The organism is Chryseobacterium pyrolae, from assembly GCF_025153485.1.
Taxonomy (GTDB): Bacteria; Bacteroidota; Bacteroidia; order Flavobacteriales; family Weeksellaceae; genus Chryseobacterium; species Chryseobacterium antibioticum.
On the sequence record NZ_JANZQH010000002.1, the window covers coordinates 284,844 to 308,835 of the forward strand.

Genomic DNA, 23,992 nt, shown 5'->3' on the forward strand with positions numbered 1-23,992 from the left:
AAAACAGGACGGTGATATTTTGAATTTTACAATATGATTTATTAATTATATTTGCTCTATGAATTTAGATTATATAGTAAGAGAACCGGAACATATCACTCCCAATACTACTGTACTTTTTATGCTTCATGGCTACGGAAGTAATGAACAGGATCTTTTCAGCTTCAGGGAAACCCTTCCTGCCGACTGGCTTATTGTAAGTTTCAGAGCACCCAGAGATACCCAGTTTGAAGGATATTCCTGGTTTGACATAGATTTCAATAATCCTGAAAATTTCATTGACATTCCCCAGGCTAAGGAATCGTTGGACGGAGTACTGGAAAACATCTTAAAAGTTGTGAATCATTATGGGCTTACTGAAGGTAAGGTCCATTTATGTGGCTTCAGCCAGGGTGGAATATTGTGCTATGCTTTAGCTTTAAAGCATCCGGACATGTTCAGTTATGTGGCATGCCTGAGCAGTTATCCTGAGGAAAAACTTCTGGATGGCATTGTAAAAGACAAAAAGAAACTGGAAAGGCTCCGTTTCTTTGTATCACACGGCACAGACGATGCTGTGATCCCTATGGAATGGGGAAGAAAAGCGGCAGATCTTCTGTATGACCTGAGTTGTTATTTTACATTCAGAGAGTATATGAGCGGACACGGCGTAAATCAGAAAAACTATATGGATCTGATGGATTTCTTTTCAAAGTAGCCTCAATCTTATTTTAGATAAAACTCAACCCATACAGCTGCTTTGTTGCAGTTTATGTAAGCATTCCTGTTTTTGGAATGTTTTTTTATTTATAGTAAGGATTATTTCACTAAATTCAGTAAATGAAACTAAAGCTTTTTTTACTGGCATTATTCTTCAGCATTTTTATTGATGCTCAGAACAATTTTGAGCTGGTTAATGTCAAAAAAGCGGTCATCCCTTTTAAACTAATCAATAACCTTATTTTCATCCCAGTTAATGTTAATGGTGCGGAGCTTACGTTTATGCTGGATACCGGAGTGGCAGAAACTATTCTTTTCAGTCTGGATAATAAAGAAGTGAAGTTTGAAAATGTTGAAAAGATAAAATTTTCAGGATTAGGAGGAAATGTAAGTATAGACGGCTTTAAATCTGACCGTAATATTGCGAAAATAGGTGACAAGATCGTTAATTCTTCCATGCTGCTGTATATTGTAATCGATGAAGAATTCAATATTTCATCCCATATCGGAATTCCGGTAAATGGTGTTATAGGATACCATTTTTTCAAGAACCACCCTATTTCAATAGATTATACAGCAAAAAAAATAACTGTTTATCAGGATACTGAGCTACTTAAAAAGAAGATCAGAAAGTTTACGGAACTGCCTATAAGCATAGAAAAAGACAAACCTTACCTTTATGCAGACGTTGAAATGACGAATGAAAAGAAAAGCTCAAAACTTTTGATTGATCTTGGTAACAGTGATGCAATCTGGCTCTTCCCTGCCCTCATCAAAGATTTTGTGTACAACAGACCTAATATTGAGGATTATCTGGGACGTGGATTCAACGGAGATATTTACGGCAAAAGAAGCAGAATCCATAATTTTTATCTTCAGGATTTTAAATTTGAAAGGCCTCTCACAGCAATGCCCGATGAGTACTCCATCCAACACGTGAACCTTGTCGCTGACAGAAAAGGATCTGTAGGTGGAGAAATAATGCGTAGATTTACGGTTGTTTTCGATTATACAGACGGAAAATTATATCTGAAGAAAAACCGGAATTTTGACGATCCTTTCCATTTTAATATGAGTGGATTAGATTTTAAACAGGATGGATTGGAATGGCAGGAAGACCGCGTAAAGATTGAACCCAAGAAATTATCGGATGCCAACAATGAAATTTCAGTAATCAATAACTTCCAGTATAAATTTACTTTAAAACCTGTCTTTTCTGTTGCAGGAGTAAGAAAGGACTCCCCCGCATTCGTAGCAGGACTGAAAAAAGATGACCGCGTAATTACCATCAACGGAAGCAAAACTTCAGAGATGACCATGGAAAAGATCATGGAGCTGATGAAATCTGATGAAGGCAGAAATATCACCATGGTGATTCAGAGAAAGAACAAGGAAATGACCTTTAATTTTGTATTGGAAGATCCTATCCCCTATCAAGAATAAAATATGGAAACTCAAGAAAGCACAATAGATAAAATAAGAACCCGCCCGAGATTCAAGATGTTTACCCATCTTACCAAGGAAGAATATGCCGAGCAATTAAAAAAATACCTTGCTGATCATAAAGATGAATTTTCGGGAAATATTAATAAGGAAGTGGCTACCATCTGGGTAGAAACAAAATATGACAATTACTGGAAGCCAAGACTGTCTTTAAGGATAGAGGCTGAAGATGATGATATTGCTATACGGGGGATATTCGGTCCCAGCTCTGCAGTGTGGACATTCTTTATGTTTCTTTATTTTTCCTTTTCTATTCTCTGGATGACATTTTTCACAATGTTCTATGTGGAAAAACAGATAAAAAGCGCTGAGTTCCCGTGGGCCCTGAGCGCTTCATTTGTTATGTTGTTTTTCATCCTTCTTACTTATGTGGCTGCCCGATTCGGACAATACAAGGGTAAAGAAGAAATGCTGAAACTTAGAAGGTTTGCTGAAGAATCTACTTCACAGTTTGAGAAAAAACTTAGTTAGCAGGAACTTCTGTTGTTTTTTCAGTTTGAGCCGGTACGGCCATTGCTTTGGCGGTTTTAATGGAGTCTGATACTTTTTCCCTGTTGTCTTGCTCTTTCATCATTTTATCAACATGAGGTTCTAAGAGTTGGGTCATTTCTTCCACTGAAATATTATTTGCATTAGGATCATCCAAAAGCTTTTTCCAAGGTTTTCTCCCGCCCCATTTATAATCTCCGAAGACCATGACCGCAGTTCCTTTAGCTTTGGTTGTAGCACCTCCCGGATTCAGAATCCATGTGTCTGCATAAGAGTACAGCCATTGTGCATCTTTCATCAACAAACGAAGACAAGAATGTGATGCAGGATAGCCCGGAAGATCATACTGGTGCCATCCGATACCCCCGATATTATGAATATTGAAATTATAAGGAAGTTTCCACTCGCTGCTTACTGTTGAAATCGACAGTTTCTTTTTCCAATTGGCAAAAGTAAGACCTCTTGTTGTCTGCGCTGCTTTTTTTCCCATACTGGTAGGGCCCCATTTTACAAGGCTTCCGTTGGAGTATACTCCGTAAGCCTGGATAGGATAGGAAAAGATCACAAACTTTTTCACTCCGCTCAATATGTCCAACTGCATTGGGAAAGGTGAGTAAGACATCAGCGTGGTATCTATTTTGGCAGGAACCACTAAAGTATCCGCGTTAAATCTATTTTTAGAATCAAGCCTGTTCAATGCAAGGATCGCATACCGTTCTTTCTCACTGTATTTTTTGCTGAATTCTGCATATACAGAGTCTCTGAGCTTTTTACCTTTCGGAAGTACGAAGGCATTATAAAAACCGTTTTCCTGCATTGCGGGCGGTACAGATTCTTTTTGAATTACAGAATCTTTCTTTATGGAGTCTTTTTCCACGGCAGGAGCTTCTGACGAAGATACCGTATCTTTAAAAGTATCGCTTATTTTCTCAATTTCTTTTTTACATGAAACCATGAATGCAGCACAGATACATGCATATAAAAATGATTTCTTCACAGATATGTTTTTCATAAATAAAACAGGTCATTTAGTTTGATTACCCATTGCAAATATCAGACCTAAATTTGAATCATAAAAGACATTATAAAAAATACCGTAAAAAAACGGTACTGAAGTATATTGTTTTACAGCAACTTATTCGTTTTAACGTAGGCAAGTGCTTCAGCAATGTTATTAACTCCAATTTTTTCAAAGAGTTTTTTCCTGTGAAATTTTACCGTATCGGCAGAAATAAACAATTTCTCTCCAATTTCATTAATCGTCAATCCACTGGCATAAAGGCTCAGTATTTCATATTCTCTCTGGGAGAGCCTTATTTTTTCATCTTTCTCCCATCTATTGACCTCAGGATCATATTTCCAAAGAGCATCCGAACCTTCCCTGCTTACGACAACATTTCCGGATGAAGTGTTGTTGGAAAGTGATACGATGCATAATGCTTTCCAGATCTGCCCACCTTCTGTAAGAAACATCGGTGTAAGTTTATGATTGACCAGCACCCTGTTTTTTTTTCCGTTGATCAGATAAAAATCATAAGAAATGGAATACAATTTCCGTTCGTCTACAGGAATATTTTCATAAAACTCAAATCCGGCTTCATTGATCATGATCAACAGTTCCACATCTTCGGGCTTCACATTCTGAAAATAAAAAGCATACCCCAGTTCTTTTACTTCTTCCGATGTTTTACCACATAGAAATAATGGATTATCAGATACATACTCAAAAGCTCTGGTCTGATAATCTATGACATACAGACTCTGGTAAGTAAGCCTTGAAAATGCCTTTACTGCTTCTAAATACTCCCCGACCTGGCTGCGATCTATTTCAGCATCACTGCGGACGTCATTTTTATCGTTAAAAAATTTATTAATCTCTTCCATATACCACGTAATAAATTGACAGAATTACTACCCAAAAGTGTAGTATTTATCGCACTTAAGCAAATCTACACAAAAGTGTAGTGGTTATCAAAATGCCGTGATATAATTTTGCTGAAAATAACTTCCGCTCTGTGCCAAAATGAAAAATATCTATTTTTATTCTCTATTTATTTTCTCTACAGTCCTTGTTATTATCCTGTCTTCTTTCCAGATTACCAGAGGCAGACATATCTACCGTAATCAGTGGAAAATTCCTGCCCACAAAAATCTAAACATTAAAAATTCATCAAAAGAAAGTCTTGAAGTTGTTTTATACAATCCTTCACAGACCGATCCACTTCAATATGTCATCAATAACCGTGAAATAAAAGAGCTGCCAACCAACGATTCGGTCCAAGTTAAAGTAGATTTCAAGCATCAAGTTTTTATCGTAAATAACTCAGCCCATGAGGGACAATTCAGACTGAAAATATTAAATAACAGTGGCCGAATTAAAGCAGCCTTTAAAGATCAGCCTTCCAAGCAACAGAATTAATTTCCGTAGTAAAAAACCAAACTGTTTGAAACATCATATCAGCTGATCTTTGCTCTATTACTGTCTTTTTGGGCAGTAATTTTTATTTGTAGGAGTATGTATGTAGGGTTTTAGGGTTGCGAGATTCGACGTTGGAGAGCTTTTTGAGGTATGGGATTGGGTTTTGGTATTTGAGTACTTGGATCTCAAATAGCTTTCTCCATCTCGCTATCAATCTCACCCTTAGCTTCATTCTCAGCCTAAATATAATGTCTAAAATCCAGACTCCAAAATTCACCATCCATTTGTGAAGCAAGTTCACTATTGACCTTTATTCTTCTGTTTCTTCCTGCAATTCTCTTGAATCTAGCCATTTTAACGCCCCATTTTTATCGAAACGGTATAAATCCTGATGCCATGAAGCACCACCTCTGCAACCGGTCTGCAACAGTTTCTTTTCTTTGTTGACCAATACATCACACAGACAAGAGCAACTTGACTTAGAATAGTCCGGTTCTTTAAATTTCTCGAAACGCTTCTTTTTCGGGTTATAGAGGTAAATGGTAAACATATTGTAGACCCCCATCCCTCCGTCAGGAATTGTGAAGGCCAGGTCATCATAGCCGTCGAAATTATAATCTTCTATAAAGCTCTGTTGGGCTGCATTCGGACTGTCCGGAAACGGAAGTTCTGCATTCATCTTTTCCCCGTCAGGATATTCAATCAGTAGTCTGTTATTATAAAAATGATTAAAAGAGATTATGGCACCATGCAGCAGGTATTTATCATCGCCGTCCGGATCTCCCTCTTCTTCCACAAGATCAAGGTTGAAATGTGTGAAATCCCGTATTCTGATGTAAGAAGGATCTACAATAACATTCTTCATTTGCATCATTTTATATGTTCCACTAAGTTTTCCGTTAACCATTTCATCCCACACAAAATAATGGTGGGCCGGCTGACCGGGGCCTTGCGAAATGGTATCCAGTTTGTAACTTTTGACCTTTAACGGAATAATTTCTTTTTTCCCTTCATACTGTATAAAAGCTCCTTTCCCGCCATTCCCATAATACAGCTTCAGCCTGAGTTCTTTCATTGCAGCAACATATTTTAAAGTGATCGGCTGGGCGTGCAGAAAAGTCCCGAAAATAGCAATTACAAAGAGTAGAAAAAGTTTTCTCATAATCTGTCCTTATCTGCTTATATATTATTAATGATTATTTAAATTTTTCTTAAAGTTTAGCGTTACCCAATTTTTTTGAAAATAAACGAATTTTTGCAGATATTAATTTGATTATCAGGCAGAATTAGTATTGAGACACTTCGACTTTATTTATACATTAAAAAGCATAATTAACATTTAGCTGAAAAATTGTTCCGTTAAATCCAAACTGATTTACTTCCCAAGGATATTTGAACCTTCCTCCAAGATCTGTTACTACATCTCCTTTACTATCTATAACATCCGGATAAATATTAAATAAATTATTTACGACTCCGGAAACTTTAAGGTCTTTCGTGATTTTATATGTTAAAACAATATCTGTAACTACCTTACCTGAAAACGTCTGATCTTTAGCAGGATCAGATGCGTGCTGCCATGCAACAGAACCAAAATAAGTATTATTAAGGTTAAAATTAAACTTTGAAATATCATACGAAAGACTAAGAATAGTTTTTGTTTTTGGTCTTGCAGAGGTAATTCTGGATTGCTCCTTTCTATCAAAAAAGTTTTCTGAATAGCCATTTTCAGCCAAAATAGATGGAACAACAATATTGTCTATTATTTTAGTTTCGTTATAATTGAACGCGGCAATAATTCCTAATCTTCCTTTCCCTATAGCAGAAGTATAATAATTAGCTACAAAATCTACCCCATTAGTGACTGTATTTACAGCATTGGTGAAAAACTTCAAAGAGGTTATATTGTTATTATCTAGTATTACTTCAACAGGATTTGTCATATCCGGAGTCCCAGGAGTACCCGTTTTATAGCCAATATCTCCTGAGAAAAGCACGCGGTCTTTAATTCTTATTCTATAATAATCTGCTGTAATGGTCAAATTTTTAAAAGGTTTTACAGCAAATCCTCCGGTAATGTTAAAAGCTTTTTCAGCATTTAATTTTGGAACACCAAGATCGGATCTTACAATTTGAGAGTCATTATTAAAAGTACCTTGATTGGCTACAGTGTTTCCTGTAATTTTGGTTTGAACATTCGAATAATAAATTTGGTGTAATGAAGGTGCCCGAAATCCTGTAGAAACAGACCCACGGAAAACCAATTTATCATCCAGCAATTTATACCTTGCATTTCCTTTCCACGAAACATTATTCCCAAAATCACTGAAATTTTCATACCTCACAGTTCCTCCAAGTAAGAAGTTTTTCGTAATATCCCATTCAGCATTCATATAAGCTCCAATATTTTGACGATTTTTATTGACTTCATTTTGAGGTTGTAATCCGGGAAATGATTCTGCACCACTTCCTATATAAGATGCTTCTTCTCCTGCTATAGCCTGATAATTTTCATTGCGCGCTTCAATACCAGCTCCCAAAACAAGTGTACCAAAATTTCGGTTAATATCTAAATTACCTATAATATTACTAAACTGATGCCCACCTGCTTTAAAACTAGTTGGTGAATTTCCACCCAAAGATGTATTAATGGTATTTCCTACAACATAATCTACTGCATTAGAGCCAAAAGTTGCACTACCATCAAAACTCCATTTTCCCAACATGCCTTTCCACCCGGAGGTTAAATTATAATCATAAACATCTGTTTTAAATTCCGGCTGAAATCCATTATAAGTCTCTCCTTTTGGAGTCAATAAACCAAAATCTGAAGTTACCCAATATGGTGTTCTATACAAACCATAACTAGTCCCATTTCTGTAAGTTGTACCACCAAAGGCATAAAATTTACCATTTTCACCTGTTGGCAATTCAAAATTAACAAACATATTAGCAACTTTTGTCTCCGGTTGCCCTATAGTCATTCCTAATCCAGGATTGGCTTGCGTCCAGGCATTATCGACACCAAAAAGTTCATCTTTTGTAACAGAACCTGCACGGTTAGTTTTATTTTGGGAAGAATACCCCAATGTAAGGTTCAAACTTCCATTTTTTGCAACTCTGATTCCTGTATTAAAATCTGCTCCGATATTAAAGCCGTCTCCTTCTGAAGTAATACCTGAAAAAAGATTGACCGTGCTTTTTCCAACGCTGTTCTTAAGAATAATATTAATAACTCCTGCAATAGCATCGGAGCCGTATTGTGCAGATGCTCCATCTCTCAATACCTCTACGTTTTGTAAGGCTGCTGACGGAATGCTTTTCAGATCTGTACCGACTTCACCTTTTCCTGGTGTATCATTTACATAAATTAAAGCACTTTGATTTTTTCTTTTACCATTAACCAAAACTAATGTTCTGGAAGGGCCTAATCCTCTTAAATCTGCTGGATCAAAGTGAGCGGTTGCATCAGAAACGGTCTGCTGTGATGAATTAAAAGATGGCACAGCATATGTCAAAGCTTTATCAAAAGTAACCTGCCCTGTGGATTTTAGCTGTACTGCCGAAATATTATCAATAGGACTTGCCGAGGTAATTATAGTTCTAGGCTTAGTTCTACCCGTAGTAACCACAACTTCATCTATGTTGTTTTCTTTTACGTTTTCCTGAGCATATCCCATAGTACCAATTCCGCTTAATACTAATGCATAGATTTTTTTATTAAATAGTTTATCTTTCATCATTGTTAATTATTTAATAAATGTAGCAAAAATATCAGCATTAAACACAAAAATTCAATATAGAATAAAGATTTTTTCCCAAATTATGCAAATACTATTGCCTTATAAAAATATAAGACATTGATTTACAAAGTAGACAATCCCAAAAAAGTTAAACACTTTTTATGAGTAGTCTAAATAAATGGGGGAGCTTAAAAATTTCAGCTGATACATCAATCATTGAAGTGATCTATATTCCAACAGATGCACGGATACATCGGAAACTTTTATCTAGATTTGTACTTAAGAATAAATCATCAAATTCATGAAAAAAATAGGATTGGTAGGCGGAATAAGCTGGGTTTCTACATTAGATTATTATAAGTTCATCAATGAAGGCGTGAATGCAAGACTGGGAGGACTGAATGCCGCCGAGTGTATGATCTATTCTTTAAATTTTGGAGACATTCAGGCTAAAAGCTGGACCAATTCTTTCGATTTATTACTAAATGCCTGTGAGCATCTTAAAAACAGCGGTGCAGACAGCATTGTCCTGTGTGCCAATACCGCTCACCTCTTCGCAGATAAGCTTCAGGACACCATAAAACTGCCCATTATCCACATAGGTACAGAAACTGCAAAAGCCATACAAAAGGCAGGTTTTACAAGGGCAGGCTTAATTGGAACAAAGTTTACTATGGAAATGGATTTCTACAAAAAGAAACTTGAAGAATACGGACTTGAAGTACTGGTTCCGGAAAAGCAGGAAACAAGAGATTATATCCAGCAGACGGTAAAAGATGAACTGGGAGTGGGATTCATTAATCCGGAGACCAAAGCCAGCTATATTTCAATTGTAGAAAATATGGTCAGCCGTGGTGCGGAATGTATTATTTTGGGCTGTACGGAAATTCCTCTGCTAATCAGTCAGGATGATTTTATCATTCCTGTTTTTGATACGACCAAAATACACTGTGAAGCTATCGTGGAGTATATTGTTTCTTAGGATTTTAGGGTTATCAAACTCACGACCACAGATTTTGTAGGTTGCTATCTTTTCCTACTCCTTGAAAGATAACCGTTTACTATATGATATTATGCCATTCGTGATTATGCTCCAGTCCTACATTAATATCTCTTGATATGCAGGGGGTTTTGGTGTCTTGCCATCTACTAATAAATTCTCTTCGTCACAGCATCAAAAAAACCGTCCCAAAAATGAGACGGTCTACTTGTAAAATATCAATATATTTAATTAATAGGCATAGAATTCAATTCCCTCAGATGCATAACCAGCTGGTCTTACACTTGATCTTGAATAATAATGATCTTTCCCGTTATAATATCTGTAAATAGGAACAGTATTAGGCTGCTGAGTTGCAAATGCGTTAAACTCAATTCCCTCATCTACATACCCCTGGTAATACCCTGGAGTTCTTGTATAATAGTGATCTTTCCCGTTATAATATCTGTAAATAGGAATAGTGTTTGGAGCTTTATATAAGAATGCATTGAACTCTATCCCTTCAAAAGAATACCCGCTATAGCTTCCCGGAGTTCTAGTATAGTAATGATCTAATCCGTTGTAATATCTGTAAATTGAAATAGTATTGAATTCAAGATAAACTTTATTGTCGATAAGATATTGATCTACATAAGCTTTAAGCTGAGCTTTTTTAGCCGCATCTTTCACTAGATCGTAAATAATCACCAATCCGTTGTTTCCAAAATCTACCAAAACTGAATTGCTTGCATTAGAGCTGTTCTGCCAGTTGGAAATATTAATTTTAGGATTTGTCTGATCAAGATTCAGGTCTCCTACTAATCCTTTTGAAGGATCTCCTCCTCTAGTTTTATAGGCTAATTTTTTAGAATAGTTCATGGATGATTCAGAAGTATTCACATCATTTGTAACATCTACATCAAAAATATCTTTCATCCCTACTTTCACCCCAATTCTTGCAGCACGATCACGGCTTTGGCTTCTTGTTTCTGCCTGGAACAGAACATCCAGTTTAGCACCTGTATATATATCAATTGCCACGTGAGTTCCGTAGTCCTGTACAATCTGTTGCGGAGTTTTTGTCTGCAGATCCTGAACAAATTCAGGAGTCAGATAATCTCCCAACATATCTGTCGTTGCATTGAATCTTAATCTTTTCTGTTTGATAGTCAGATTATAACTTCCGTAGATATATTTTGCATCAAACTTATTGTTTGTGGTCACTGCTGAATTGAATCCTACTGAAAGTGTTTTCTTAAACAATGGGATACCGGCAGTAACATTTACTTTGGTAGAAACCATTTTAGAATACGACTCTGCATTTTCACCATATTCTTCAACATATTCCTGTGAGAATGTGTTTTCGCTCACTAACCTGTTCGCCTGTTCTGTTTTAAAACGATCAATATCGATCACTTTAAAACCCGCTGCAGTAGCATTGGCATATTCACCGGCAACATTATAACCATGCCCTAAGACATCATAAACTCCGTCTCCTGCAAATTTGGCAGCCGATAAACGATTGGCTTTTGCTTCTGGACTTCCGGGCGTTACGTCAGTATTCAGCTCTTCTGTAGAACATGAACTCATGAAAAGCATCAGTAAACTACTGAAGCAAAATAAAATTTGTTTTTTCATAATATTATTAAAAGTTTCCGGCAAATATAATATTCAACAGTCAGTGAAAAAATAATCGTGTAATGATATATATCATTATTTAGTGAATTTAATATTTAATTAAATTGCTGAACCTGTTTAAATTTTTTAAAGAAAGAGTTTCCAGATTTTAAAATTAACCTTAGCAAAACCTTATTACAAGATATTCAGTTTCTGAACTCGTTCTTGAACAGGTTTTGTCTGAATTTTCAGTGACCTTTTTAACCTGTTGCATCAGATCACTGATACTGAATAGGTCACTTTCAGATTGTGCTTTTTTAACTCTCTTTGAACCGAAACAAAACAAAAAATGCTTTAAAACATATGTTTTAAAGCATTTGCACTATTTTGATTTAATAGTTGCGATCCGGACGGGACTCGAACCCGCGACCTCCGCCGTGACAGGGCGGCATTCTAACCAGCTGAACTACCGGATCATTTTCTGTTGTTATAAAGAACGTTGTTTCTTTTTTGTGATTGCAAAACTACGACTTTTTTTAGTCCCCCCAAACAAACTTGTCGTTTTTTTCTAAAACATTTATATAAGCCACAGATTATCAATTGTAAAATTTTCAAAAAAAAAGAGGAATTTTATTCTGATCCTTTTATAAATAGTTTCCATACCTACATATTCCCATTCGAAAGCTATACAAACTATTTGTTTCAATATCGAATAAATTTATAAAAACAATTTTAGATTATTCTTCATAAAAAAGTCTCCTATTTCTAGGAGATTTTTACAATATAGTCTGAAATACTTCATCCTGTCTACTAGTTTATGGAGCTAAAATCTTTTTCATCGATAGCAATAGGTCCAAATACTTATCAGAATCAAAAGACTAGTCTATGTTAAGATATTGCATATAAAAATTTATCCTTGATTACTTCGAGCTTTTTATTTTCATCAAAACCATGAACGCAGTATTCTCTCCCTTTATGCTCAATTGCTTGTTGAGAGCAGCCCCCATTACATATAGGTAATATTTTACAACTCAAACAAGGGGCATTTTTGAATTTAGAGTTCATTCGATTTTCATATTTTTCGTTCCATTCTATTACTCCATTACTATTCAATAATCCTTCTCGTGATTCAGATTCAAAATCTCGCGCTGTACATTTAAAAACTTCTCCATTATAGTTAATAGTAGCATGATTTTTTTTATCAGCATAACAGGAGCTTCTTACGGTATCTAGATTAACGCCTTTATACAATGTATTCAATCCGTGGTCTCTAAATAGATTTACTTCATTTTGTATATCACTGTCAATATCTTTTTCTTCCTGCCATACTTCATGAAAAGAGAAGTTCAAATATTCTTTTGATTTATCATCTAAATCAATAAAGTCATCCAGTATTTTCGATAAGTTGTCTAAGGTTTCTTCTGAAACATTAATTCTTGCACTTGTTGTTATTTCATTTTTTGTGCATAGCTTGATATTATTTACAATTTCGTCATATGAACCCCTTTCCTTAGAAACATATCGCACCTGATTATGCCTTTCCCTGTGCCCGTCTAAAGTAATTTGAAAATGATTAACACCCAGGCTTTTACACACATCCAACATATTTTGATTGATCAGTAGACCATTTGAGGTAAAACCTGAAGAGAATGCAATTCCTCTTTCAATCATTTTAGGGTATATTCCTTTCAATAAAGGTACTACCGTAGCGTCAAAATACAGTAGAGGCTCGCCTCCAAACCACTGTAAATGAAATTCTTTTAAATTTGGTTTATCTATTAAAATATTATCTACTAGTGAAATAATATTGTTTATTGTTTCCTTAGACATTTTAGATGCTTTGATATGCGTTTCATAGCAGTACCAGCATTTAAAATTACAGTTCATTGTCGGGTTGATAGTTAGCTCAAATAATTCATCATTATCTTTATCAATTTTCTGAACCAAGTCTTTTACTTTTTCAACTTCATTATCATTTTCATCAACGATAAATCCTTTATCGACTAAAAAGCTATGAAAATCATGGTGTATTGTTTGCAGTTCTTTCCAATTGTTTTCATGCTTAGCTGCATTATACAAATCATACAATTCCGGTTCTAATAATAGAAACTCATTCGTAAATGCATTATATCCTATCTGCTTTTCTTCATAAAAGAAAAAACTGTTAAATTGACTAGCTTTCATGTTGTTTTTTTAAATAATTATAAAGAGGCTATCCCACAAAGAGATAGCCTGGTTTGGGATTCTATAAATTGCTATCCAAGTCCAAGATCTATATCCGAATCTGTAAAACATGTTCCAGTGTTATTACACTGCGTGTGGGAACCTTCCAAACATCTAACTTTGTTATTACACTGCATGTTTCCACCACCTTTTAATTTTCTCATTTGGTCAATTGACAAAGAAGAAAATCCTCCTGTTAAAGCTCCGTTTTCTGATCTCAATGCAGGAACTTTTTTTAGTGTGTCTTTTTTCATAGTAAATAATTTTTGGTTAAATGTAGAATCATATTTTTATGAGTTTAATTCTACTTATATTTCGCTCTTTTGTTGATTGTTCTTAGCAATTGCTAGAGTTTTTTTCGGGTAGCTGATTTAAACTCTATCAATTGTTATTCAATTCCAAGATCTGTATCTGAATCTGAAAAACATGTCCCAGTGTTGTTACACTGTGTGTGTGAGCCCAGTATGCATTTAACTTTGTTATTGCACTGCATGTTCCCACCTCCTTTTAATTTTCTCATTTGATCAATTGATAGTGAAGAAAATCCTCCTGTTAAAGCTCCATTTTCTGATTTTAATGCTGGAACTTTTTTTAATGCATCTCTTTTCATAGTATATAATTTTTAGTTAAACATAGAATCATCTTTTTAAGAGTTTAATTCTTTTTTATCTCGCTCTTTGCTAATGGTTTTTAGCTAATTTCAGAAAAGAATTACAGGCACGTGTTAATTATTAATTACTACCACTTTAATCGAAATCATTATGAAAATAAAACATAATAATTTGAAAAAAAATAAAAAACACAAACCTTTACTTCAATTCATGAATAATCCATTATTTATTTTATTCAAACCTATTAAAAAAAAAATATATAATTATATCACTTATCATTGTTTTATTTAATTTATACTTAGACTAAATAAGTAACTAATTCTACAGAAAACATACCAGAATGATAATCAGTATTTTAGGATAAATATTTATTAACTTTCTATGAAATATTCAATATTTATAAATCCCTGTCGTAAGAATATTACACTCATTTACTTTAGTAATTACTCTTCGCTGGTGATAAAAAAAATCAGACTTGAAAGGTTATACTTTTAGATTTGAACAAGAATTCATGATTCAAAATCAAATGAATTAAAAAAGGGAAAGCCTAGATTTCAAAAAAAATTGATAGATACAAGATTAAAATGCCTCCAGAATATAAAGAAAAACTGAAAAAGGGTTTGTAATAATGAGGTTCTTAAAAAGAAAATAGGAGCTTATACAAATCATTCATTAAGCTATAATTCGTTTTTTTCTGTATTCCTACTTATAGATTTAAGAACTCTTTTGATCAGAATAAATATTTCTATAATATCTATTCAATTTTATAATTGCGATCCGGACGGGACTCGAACCCGCGACCTCCGCCGTGACAGGGCGGCATTCTAACCAGCTGAACTACCGGATCTTTTCTGTTGGCATAGAAAAAAGAATTCTTCTTTTTTGTGATTGCACAAACTACACCTTTTTCATTATTTGCAAAAAAAAAGCCTTCCAAAATGGAAGGCATTCATTATCAAAGTTATTTTTTACAAGTGCGCGCTTAATTTTTCAGCGATGATCTCCTTTGGAGTCACTCCTACCAATTTATCAACCACTTCACCGTTCTTAAAAATCAGAACTGTAGGGATATTTCTGATGCCATATTGCATTGAAATTTCCTGATTGTTGTCTACATCAACTTTTCCTACTACTGCTTTTCCTTCAAAATCTGATGCTACTTCTTCGATGATTGGTCCCAAAGTTCTGCATGGTCCACACCATACTGCCCAAAAGTCTACCAATACCGGCTTATCTGATTTTAAAACCATTTCCTGAAATGAGCTGTCCGTAATTTCTAAAGCCATTTTGTTTCTTTTATTTAAATTAATATTATCTTCTTATTTAATCCTTAATTGGATATTCAAAATTACGATTTTTAAGCAATAAGACTATCTATGCTCAACATTTGTTTTTTCTATAGCATAGTCTTTTGAAATTTCTTTCAAAGCTTCTGCCAGTGCGTCTATATCTGCTTTTGTCGTCATATGGCTGAAAGAAATGCGTAAAGGCGTACAATGGTCCATTTCATCCTCAGAAAGAACCATCATCATCACCATAGAAGGTTTCGATGCTCCTGAAGAACATGCACTACCCTGAGAGATTGCAATCCCCTTCATATCCAGCTGAAGTCCAATCAAAGGATTTTTATATGGAAGCAATGCACTTAGAACACTGTCCACACTATTTTCCATCTCACCACTTCGTCCATTGAATTTAATATTGGGAACCTCTGCATACAATTTTTCGATAGCGTATTCTTTGATTTCTCTGATGTGACCGGCATAAGCCTCCATATTGTTAATACAAAGCTCTAAGGCCTTACCTAAGCCTACGATACCCGCAACATTTTCAGTTCCTGCTCTAAGACTTCTTTCCTGAGGACCACCCGTAATAATTCCTTTCAAACCCGTAGCTTTTCTAATAAAAGCAAAGCCTATTCCTTTCGGACCGTGGAATTTATGAGCACTGCAAGAAGCAAAATCTACAAGGATGTCTGAAAAATCAAATTCCATGTGGGCCATTGTCTTCACTGTATCAGAGTGGTAAAGGGCATTATTCGCTTTGCATAAAGCTGCTATTTTTTTAATATCAACGATATTTCCAATTTCATTATTGGCGTGCATTAAGCTTACCAAAGTCTTTTTATCAGAAGCTTTTAGTAGTTCTTCCAGCTTATTAAGATCTATATCCCCTTTTTCATTAGGACGGATATAGACTACCTCTACTCCTTTTCTGTTCTTCATATCCAGAATACTCTCAGAAACACATTTGTGCTCCATCGGGGAACTGATGATTCTTTCTATGCCAAGATGCTCTACACTCGACTTAATAATCATATTGTTCGATTCTGTTCCGCATGAAGTAAAGATAATCTCTGCAGGACTTACATGAAGATAGTCTGCAACCTGTCTTCTTACATTTTCAATAAGGATCTTAGCTTCCTGACCGAAACTATGAGTAGAAGAAGGATTTCCGAAATTCATCTTCATGGTGCTCACCATTGCATCTATGACTTCTTCTGCCAAAGGGGTCGTTGCAGCGTTATCTAAATATATTTTGTTCATTTTTATTTGGAATATTTTAATTCTACTGAGGTAAACTGATAATCTGAAGGAACGGCAAAAATAAACCATGGATTTGAAAGCACCTGAATTTCCATTCCACCTGATGCTGCATCCGGAACTTCCACATACAATACCCTGTTTTTTACAGATATATTTCTGATGCTGGTCACTCTATGACTTCCTGATCTAAAGATTCCCATGTGGTACAAAACTACTTTTTTGTTTTTAGGAAATTTCGGATAGTTCACAGATGGTTCTTTTTTCAAACCAATAAGACCAAAACTACCCTTGATGGAGTTTCGGAATTCCTGTTCATTTTTAATAATAGTAAATCCAGCTTCATCTGTACCTCCCTGCGACTCAGAAACAAGCAGTTCTGCATTTTCCTGCATCCCTGATGATGGTTGAGACGGCGTAGCTGTACAGTTCATTAAGATTGCAGTACATACAATAAGCAGTCTTTTCATTTTTACATTTTTACCTCCCAAAATTAGTGAAAAAATTGGTAATGACCTTCATTTGCCCACTTAAGCATCTGCCGGTCTCCGGAAGTATCTCCGAAAGCGATTATTTTATCGTATTTGGAATCGTGTATTTCAGCTTTTATTCTGATCAGTTTTTCCTTTCCGTTGCAGTTTTTGCCTATGAAATTCCCTGTAAAAATACCATTCTTAAACTCTGCACGTGTGGATACCAGCTGCATTTTCAATTCTTCAGCAAAAGGTTTCACCCAGATATCGAGTGAAGCGGTAACCAATAAACTCTGTGTATTATTCCTATCGATATTTTTTATAAAGTCCAGAGCATTTTCTCTAACGATTTTAGGATAGTGCTGCTCAAAAAACTGTTTAGACTTCATTTCGATCTTCTCTTGGCTCTGCCCTTTCAGAATAGATCCTATAAAGCTTTTCTTTACTTTTTCTGTTTCTGCAAGCTTCAGTTTCAGTAATATAAAAAGAGGAACGTGTCTTAAAAATTGTATCCGGAATTTTGTAGGATCGTAGAATTTAAGATACATAAACATGGTATCTTTATACGTTAGAGTTCCGTCAAAATCAAAACAATACAATTTTTTCATTTTTACTAAAGCTTTAATTTTTTAAATATAAATTCAGGTATATTCCTGATAATCATCATAATAATACTCCAAACAGGTAAAACGTACGCTACATTTTTTTGCTTTTTAAAAGCTTTATAAATGCAGTCAGCAGCTTGCTTTGGAGTGGCTGTCAGTTTCGGATTTAAAGGCAATCCTTCCGTCATTTTTGTGGCCATGAAGCCCGGTTTTATGGTAAGAACATGCACTTTCTTCTCAAAAAGATAATTTCGGAGTCCGCTCAGATACGCTGTAAAAGCCGCTTTTGCGCTACCGTAAATAAAATTGCTCTGTCTTCCCCGGTCTCCTGCTACAGATGAAAGTCCAATGATTGTTCCCGACCTTCTGCTTTCAAACTTCTGTGCAAAATAGTTCATTACAGGAATCAGTTTAGAATAATTGATATTGATAATCCTTTCTGTATTCCGGTTGTCATAAAGACCTTCCTCGGTTCCATCTCCTAAATATCCGACAGCACAAAATAATACATTTGAACTCACATGATCAAATTTATTATAATCAATCTCCTTCATCAGATCAATTTCGATGACTTCAGACTGCTGTAGAAATTTTACATCAATATGTCGTGCAAATCTTTCCGTGGTCTCTTTACTTGAGGTGAAAAGATATATTTTTTCAAACTTTTCTCCTTCCTGCAGAGCCTTTTCCACAAAAGCCTGAGCCACCTCAGACGTACTTCCCAGAACTATCATTTATGAATTGTTGTTTATGATTCTTTTGTGCTGTAAAGACACAAATTTTGAACTTTGAATATTTTTAAGGTAATTCGTGAGTGAGGACCTGCTCATGCTGTCTTTGGTAAGATAAATCCTTCCTCCGAACTGCTGTACGATATCATCTAATTTCTCCACCAGTTTTTTCAGTTTTGAATTGACCTTAAAATCGAGAGCCAATGTATATCCTTCGAAAGGAAATGAGTTATAAGCCTCCGGATTATTCTTTCCAAAGAGCTTTAAAACAGCCAAAAATGACCCGTTGCCACTCGCTGCAATAGTCTCAAGGATCTGTTTCATTCCTTCTTTCCCTGCTTCTTTAGGAATCACCATCTGATATTGGATGAATCCAGATTTTCCGTAGATCTTATTCCAATCGGTAATAGCATCCAGCGGATAGAAAAAGGTTTCGTAATCAATAAAGGATTTCACTTCTTTTTTTGCCTGTTTTTTGTAATACAGTAGATTGAAGATCTTGACAGTCAAAGCATTCAAAACAAATCCCGGAAAATAAAACGGAACGGTAGGCTGAAGCTTTTTCTTCAGTCTTAATGGCTGTTTGTTCAGGTTTTGTGGAAGTTCATGCTGAAAAGCGTGCTCCCCTCTCATTAGAATACTTCTTCCCAGGTTTTTTCCTTTTTGAAGACAGTCGATCCATGCTACGGTATACGTCCAGCTTTCACTTTCTTCAAAGAGCCTGAAAATTTCATCCAGGTTTTCTGCTTTAATACTTTCCTGACGAATGTAGGCCGATTCAATGTTTTTAAGTTTAAATTTTATCGTAAGAATGATTCCTGTAAGTCCCATTCCTCCGATAGTAGCCCAGAATTTATCTGCATTTTGTTCTCTGGAGCATGTTATGATGTCTCCGCTTTCTGTCATCAGCTTAAACTCAATTACATATTCTGAAAAACAGCCTTCTGCATGATGATTTTTGCCGTGAACATCTGAAGCGATGGCTCCTCCTACAGAGATAAATTTTGTCCCCGGAGTTACGTACAGGAAATATCCCTGCGGAACTGCAATTTCAAGTACGTCTGAAAGCAGTACACCGGATTCACATTCTATAACACCGTTGAGACGGTCGAAACTGATGAATTTATTTAATTTCTTGGTAGAGAATATGGTTTCTCCCAGGGAAGCATCCCCGTAGCATCTTCCGTTTCCTCTTGCAATAATTTCGTTATGATTAAGTACAAACTCCTTTATTCTTTTGAAGCTGTCCTCGGATCTCATTTCTTTTTCTACTACCGGAAAATTACCCCAGTTTGTAACTTTTTGTGTGAAATTTGGCTTCATTTTTTAAAATAAATCTGAATTAAGAATGCCGCAACCCAAAGGACTAAAGTTACCTGGATATATCGGTCTCTGTAAACAATTTTTGTAGGAGATTCTGTTCTGTTGTACACCAATGTCTGCTGCAGATATCTCAAAAAAGCAAAGACTACAAATATAACGGTATAGAAAACCCGCTGGTGAAATCTTCCCTGAACTTCAGGGGAGAGGGTAAACATCAGGTAACAGACAATCGCAAGCGTCACTGAAATAGACAGTGCAATATCTGCAAACTGTACATTATATCCGTCCAGTGCTTTTCTTGTTTTTCCGGAAACCTGTGCATTGATAAGTTCTCCTCTTCTTTTTCCAATCGCTAAAACAAGAGCCAGCACAAAAGTCAGCAGGATAGCCCACTGAGAAATACTAATTCCTGTAATGTAACCTCCCGCCAAAACTCTAAGTACAAAACCTAGAGCAATAATGAAAATATCAATGATCGGAACATGTTTAAGTTTAAAAGTATAGGCAATATTGATCACGACATAGAGTCCGATGATTGTAGCAAATTTCCATAAGGGTTCATGAAAATAAAGCTGAGCAAGACATACCAGAGCTACATCAACAATAACCAGCCCTGCAAGAATGCCTAACGCTTTTGGTTTTGAAATGGCTCCGCTTGCCAGAGGTCTTCTCCTTTTTTCAGGATGTTTGCTGTCTGCTTCTATATCATTGTAATCATTGAGTATATAGACGCTGCTTGCTGCGAGGGAAAAAATAATAAATGCAAAGACGCTTTTGCTAAGTAAATCTACGTTTGTAATGTTTCCTGAAAAGAACAAAGGAACGAAAACAAATAAGTTTTTGACCCACTGTTCTACCCGGAGGAGTTTAAGATATTTCTTCATTTATGTTATTTCAGTTACAAAAATAGTGAATTCAAAATTTAAAGCATAAAAATACAAAAAAAACCGCCGAGGCGGTCTTTTACGAAAATATTTATATATAAAATTAATTACTGCCCTTGCTTGGCTTCATTAATCATTTTTTCATTGGCTGTAATAGCAAATTCTACTCTTCTGTTTTTAGCTCTTCCTTCATCTGTATCATTGCTAGCTACTGGCATCGCTTCTCCTTCTCCTTTTGTAAACATTCTTGCTGATGCGATTCCTTTTCCTGATAAATAAGCTTTTACAGCATCTGCTCTTCTTTGAGAAAGCGATAAGTTGTAAGCATCTGCCCCTTTGCTGTCTGTATGCCCGTAGATATTGATATTGGTATCCGGGTTGTCAACAAGAACTTTAGCTAATTTGTCAAGGTTAGTCTGAGCAATAGAAGTTAGATTTGAAGAATCAAATGCAAAGTTCACAATGCTTTCGTTCATTGTAATTTTAATACCGTCTCCTACTCTTTCTACTTCAGCTCCAGGTAAAGTTTCCTTAATCTGCTTAGCCTGCTTATCCATTTTGTTACCGATAACATTACCTGCAACACCACCGATAATACCTCCTAATACTGCTCCTAAAGCTGAGTTTTTACCACTTCCTACATTATTACCCAAAATACCTCCAAGTACAGCTCCGGATGCAACACCTACTGCTGTACCTCTTTGCTGGTGGTTAGAATTCTGAACAGCTTCACAACTGGTTAATAATAGTGCTGATGACAAGAAAAGAGCTCCTATATATGTTTTAGTAAATTTCATTTTTTTAATCTTTTAAATTGATAAATTATTTCATTCCTGTTCTCTGGAAGTTGTAAACAACCTGTACTGTGCTTCCGTCGAAAGGAACGCTTTGTACAAGTGAAAACTGATCTGTAGACTGGTTGGTAATTGTTAAAGAATATCCTACAGTATTTTGCTTAGCTTTAGTTCCCGCAGCGATTTTTTTAAACAAGAAAGTATTGCCATCTTTTACTTCAAATTTAATAGGCTGTGTAAGGCTTGGGCAAGCTCCACCTCCGTTTAAAGTATAGGCACCGGTGTAGTTATTAGGAATTAATCTCCAATGACTTCCTACAAAACACTGAGCATCTGCACCTTCGTCAAAAGGCTTGATTTTGAGTCCTTTTTCATAATCAACGCTAACAATCTGCCAGTCGCCTTTTAATTTCAAGTACTCAACTCTTTGGTTTTGTGATGTTTCTGCTTTTTTCACTGAGGAACAAGACACTGCAAAAAGTGATGTTCCGATCATCCCTGCAAGTAGTAACTTTTTCATTTTGTTGTTTATTATTTTGTTATTATAAAGTTACAAAAAACCGTGCCAAATTGAAAAATAAAAATAAAAAAAGTCCGAAATTTTCGGACTTTAAATGGTTTCTCCTTATATACAGGGAGATATACTATTTTTTAACAGCCTTTTTTATGGATTTCGCAGGCTTACTACTCGTTGAAGATTTCCCGTTGTAGAAATTCGTGTACGCATACTCTGCGGCTTTTTGAAGATCTATCACGCCTCCGGCCTGAGAATACTCAGGAAATTTGTTTTCTGAACTCAGGTTGCTGCTTTTTACAAGGGCTTCAATAATCTGGTTAGGCTTCAGGTTAGGCATATAGGCTAATAATACAGCCGCTGCTCCCGCTACTACAGGTGATGCCATAGAAGTTCCCTGAAGATATTTATATTCATTTTTAGGCACGGTAGAATAAATTTCTTCTCCCGGTGCGAAAACATTGACCATCTTCTTGTTATAGTTAGAGAAATCCGCTCTTAATTCATTATTTCTGTTAGTACTTGCTCCTACAACCAGTACGTTGTTGACAAACGGTTTTTCATCTGTAACGTTTTTAAAGTTGGTAGGGAAAGCAAGATGCTCAGCTACGTCTTCATTTTCGTTACCTGCTGCTTTTACTAAAAGCACCCCTTTCTCTTCAGCATATTTGAAGGCATCCCACACTACATTTTTCCCCGGAGATACTGGTTTTCCGAAGCTCATATTTAAAACTTTAGCTCCATTATCCACTGCATATCTTATCGCATTGGCAACGTCTTTATCTCTTTCGTCTCCGTTAGGAACAGTTCTTACAGACATGATCCTAGCTACTTTGGAAGCTACACCATACTGAATTTCTTTTCCCTGTGGAAGACCTGCAATGATACCCGCAACATGTGTTCCGTGTTCTGCATCAGGTCCTTCATAGTGGTTGTTTCCATAACTTTTCTCAGAATAGTCGTCGTAGTTATCTCCTACAATTTCTTTTCTCGGATCATAGCTCAGATCGTACTGCTTGGATTGTGGTGCAAAATGATCGATCGCTTCCTTCATTTGCTCTTTCATCAATTTTTCGAAATCAGCGGAAGATTTTCCTTTGAATTCAGGGGATTGAGAAACCTGTCCAAGAACATTAAGTGCAATAGCATCTTTCTGATCCGTTGGAGGTTTGATTCCCTGTAAAGTTTCTGCAGTAACAGGCTTACCCCCTAATAGCTTCACCATATTGGGGATGATGCTGTTGATCATCGTGTAAGTCTGTAAGTTTTGTTTTGCATCGATGCTTTTTTTATTGAAAAGCTCTTTCGATTTCATATACATCGCAAACTCTTCCGGCATTTTCGCCTGGTTTGCTTTATTTTTTGCAGAATCATCACCTTCAAAAACCGGCTTATATTTAGCAACAACTCTCGTTACTTCCATATTGTCGATATCAATATCGCCATTTTTCCCACCGATAAAGTTCCAACCGTGTACATCATCGATATACCCGTTTCCATCATCATCTTTTCCGTTTCCGGGAACTTCATTAGGATTTGACCATACGTTCTTTACAAGACCCGGATGATCAACCTGAACACCGCTATCTAAAACTCCTACAACAACAGTTTTAGGTTTAAGGCCTTTGGATTCTAAATATTTATATGCGTTTGCTGTATTTACACCATATACTTTTGTTCCCGAAAAGTCTTTATGGTACCAAGTCATGAGATCTTTGTCTTCTTTTGGATCAATGCTCTTAGCCTGAGCTTCCTGAGCATAAGAGAAACTAAAGCCTGCAAAAAAAACAGCTGCTAATAATACCTTTTTCATATGTTGATATTTATTTTTTTCTAAAATTA

23 protein-coding genes and 2 tRNA genes are annotated in these 23,992 nt (G+C 35.7%); 5 read left to right on the forward strand and 20 right to left on the reverse strand.

Translation table 11 applies throughout. The features are described from left to right. Positions 1-58: 58 nt before the first annotated feature. The 3 genes from NZD88_RS04615 to NZD88_RS04625 all read left to right on the forward strand — a co-directional run bounded on the left by NZD88_RS04615 (position 59) and on the right by NZD88_RS04625 (position 2,673). Positions 59-697 carry an alpha/beta hydrolase gene (locus tag NZD88_RS04615; RefSeq protein ID WP_259827790.1) on the forward strand — a complete coding sequence of 213 codons (639 nt, stop codon included), beginning with the start codon at positions 59-61 and terminating at the stop codon, positions 695-697. A 122-nt stretch (positions 698-819) separates the two neighbouring features. Further along, positions 820-2,142 (forward strand): PDZ domain-containing protein, encoded by a 1,323-nt coding sequence (locus tag NZD88_RS04620; protein WP_259827791.1) that lies wholly within the window; start codon positions 820-822, stop codon positions 2,140-2,142. A 3-nt stretch (positions 2,143-2,145) separates the two neighbouring features. Then, positions 2,146-2,673 carry a hypothetical protein gene (locus NZD88_RS04625; RefSeq protein WP_169236047.1) on the forward strand — a complete coding sequence of 176 codons (528 nt, stop codon included), beginning with the start codon at positions 2,146-2,148 and terminating at the stop codon, positions 2,671-2,673. Here the strand turns inward: NZD88_RS04625 and NZD88_RS04630 are convergent. Both NZD88_RS04630 and NZD88_RS04635 read right to left on the reverse strand, forming a co-directional pair. Continuing rightward, positions 2,666-3,703 (reverse strand): L,D-transpeptidase, encoded by a 1,038-nt coding sequence (locus NZD88_RS04630; RefSeq protein ID WP_259827792.1) that lies wholly within the window; start codon positions 3,701-3,703, stop codon positions 2,666-2,668. The two genes, NZD88_RS04625 and NZD88_RS04630, sit on opposite strands and share 8 nt — an antisense overlap. Before the next feature lie 113 nt (positions 3,704-3,816). After that, positions 3,817-4,575, reverse strand: a complete 759-nt coding sequence (locus NZD88_RS04635; protein WP_259827793.1) for a response regulator transcription factor — start codon at positions 4,573-4,575, stop codon at positions 3,817-3,819. A 139-nt stretch (positions 4,576-4,714) separates the two neighbouring features. Here NZD88_RS04635 and NZD88_RS04640 point away from each other — a divergent pair, with 139 nt between their 5' ends. Continuing rightward, positions 4,715-5,110, forward strand: coding sequence for a hypothetical protein (locus NZD88_RS04640; protein WP_259827795.1), 396 nt, complete (start codon positions 4,715-4,717; stop codon positions 5,108-5,110). A 310-nt stretch (positions 5,111-5,420) separates the two neighbouring features. Here NZD88_RS04640 and NZD88_RS04645 read toward each other — a convergent pair whose 3' ends face one another. Both NZD88_RS04645 and NZD88_RS04650 read right to left on the reverse strand, forming a co-directional pair. Beyond that, entirely contained in the window at positions 5,421-6,272 is an 852-nt protein-coding gene (locus tag NZD88_RS04645; RefSeq protein ID WP_259827797.1) for an XAC2610-related protein, read from the reverse strand. Between the two features lie 157 nt (positions 6,273-6,429). Then, a complete protein-coding gene (locus NZD88_RS04650) occupies positions 6,430-8,853 on the reverse strand; it encodes a TonB-dependent receptor plug domain-containing protein (RefSeq protein ID WP_259827798.1) in 2,424 nt (807 codons plus the stop codon). Between the two features lie 301 nt (positions 8,854-9,154). On the opposite strand from NZD88_RS04650, the gene NZD88_RS04655 reads away from it, so the two are divergent. Continuing rightward, positions 9,155-9,835: an aspartate/glutamate racemase family protein gene (locus NZD88_RS04655; protein WP_259827799.1), complete on the forward strand. Its 681-nt coding sequence runs from the start codon at positions 9,155-9,157 to the stop codon at positions 9,833-9,835. A gap of 249 nt (positions 9,836-10,084) precedes the next feature. Here the strand turns inward: NZD88_RS04655 and NZD88_RS04660 are convergent, their stop codons facing one another. From NZD88_RS04660 to NZD88_RS04735, 16 genes are all read right to left on the reverse strand, one after another. Next, entirely contained in the window at positions 10,085-11,470 is a 1,386-nt protein-coding gene (locus NZD88_RS04660; RefSeq protein WP_259827801.1) for an MACPF domain-containing protein, read from the reverse strand. 381 nt (positions 11,471-11,851) lie between these two features. Further along, positions 11,852-11,925: transfer RNA gene (locus NZD88_RS04665), tRNA-Asp, on the reverse strand. A gap of 412 nt (positions 11,926-12,337) precedes the next feature. Beyond that, positions 12,338-13,633, reverse strand: a complete 1,296-nt coding sequence (locus NZD88_RS04670) for a radical SAM/SPASM domain-containing protein (RefSeq protein WP_259827802.1) — start codon at positions 13,631-13,633, stop codon at positions 12,338-12,340. A gap of 71 nt (positions 13,634-13,704) precedes the next feature. After that, positions 13,705-13,926, reverse strand: coding sequence for a hypothetical protein (locus NZD88_RS04675; RefSeq protein WP_259827803.1), 222 nt, complete (start codon positions 13,924-13,926; stop codon positions 13,705-13,707). Between the two features lie 134 nt (positions 13,927-14,060). Next, complete coding sequence (locus NZD88_RS04680; RefSeq protein ID WP_259827804.1) at positions 14,061-14,282, reverse strand: hypothetical protein; 222 nt, start codon at positions 14,280-14,282, stop codon at positions 14,061-14,063. Positions 14,283-15,056: 774 nt separating this feature from the next. Next, positions 15,057-15,130 (reverse strand) — tRNA-Asp (locus NZD88_RS04685). Between the two features lie 121 nt (positions 15,131-15,251). After that, positions 15,252-15,593, reverse strand: a complete 342-nt coding sequence (gene trxA, locus NZD88_RS04690; protein ID WP_341483005.1) for a thioredoxin — start codon at positions 15,591-15,593, stop codon at positions 15,252-15,254. A 60-nt stretch (positions 15,594-15,653) separates the two neighbouring features. After that, on the reverse strand, positions 15,654-16,829 hold the full coding sequence (locus tag NZD88_RS04695) for a cysteine desulfurase family protein (RefSeq protein ID WP_259827807.1): 1,176 nt from the start codon (positions 16,827-16,829) through the stop codon (positions 15,654-15,656). A gap of 2 nt (positions 16,830-16,831) precedes the next feature. After that, positions 16,832-17,296, reverse strand: a complete 465-nt coding sequence (locus NZD88_RS04700) for a hypothetical protein (protein ID WP_169236035.1) — start codon at positions 17,294-17,296, stop codon at positions 16,832-16,834. Between the two features lie 23 nt (positions 17,297-17,319). Next, entirely contained in the window at positions 17,320-17,907 is a 588-nt protein-coding gene (locus NZD88_RS04705; protein WP_169236034.1) for an HAD family hydrolase, read from the reverse strand. A gap of 5 nt (positions 17,908-17,912) precedes the next feature. Continuing rightward, positions 17,913-18,638, reverse strand: coding sequence for an SDR family NAD(P)-dependent oxidoreductase (locus NZD88_RS04710; RefSeq protein ID WP_169236033.1), 726 nt, complete (start codon positions 18,636-18,638; stop codon positions 17,913-17,915). Then, positions 18,639-19,958: an FAD-binding oxidoreductase gene (locus NZD88_RS04715; RefSeq protein ID WP_259827813.1), complete on the reverse strand. Its 1,320-nt coding sequence runs from the start codon at positions 19,956-19,958 to the stop codon at positions 18,639-18,641. It abuts the gene before it with no gap. Next, entirely contained in the window at positions 19,955-20,842 is an 888-nt protein-coding gene (locus NZD88_RS04720) for a decaprenyl-phosphate phosphoribosyltransferase (RefSeq protein ID WP_259827815.1), read from the reverse strand. Before NZD88_RS04720 ends, NZD88_RS04715 begins: the two co-directional genes overlap by 4 nt. Positions 20,843-20,949: 107 nt before the next feature. After that, entirely contained in the window at positions 20,950-21,639 is a 690-nt protein-coding gene (locus tag NZD88_RS04725; protein ID WP_259827817.1) for a YiaD family glycine zipper/OmpA-like lipoprotein, read from the reverse strand. Positions 21,640-21,664: 25 nt separating this feature from the next. After that, positions 21,665-22,156 (reverse strand): lipocalin family protein, encoded by a 492-nt coding sequence (locus NZD88_RS04730; protein ID WP_169236029.1) that lies wholly within the window; start codon positions 22,154-22,156, stop codon positions 21,665-21,667. A gap of 124 nt (positions 22,157-22,280) precedes the next feature. Continuing rightward, positions 22,281-23,963, reverse strand: coding sequence for a S8 family serine peptidase (locus tag NZD88_RS04735; RefSeq protein ID WP_259827819.1), 1,683 nt, complete (start codon positions 23,961-23,963; stop codon positions 22,281-22,283). Between the last annotated feature and the right edge of the window lie 29 nt (positions 23,964-23,992).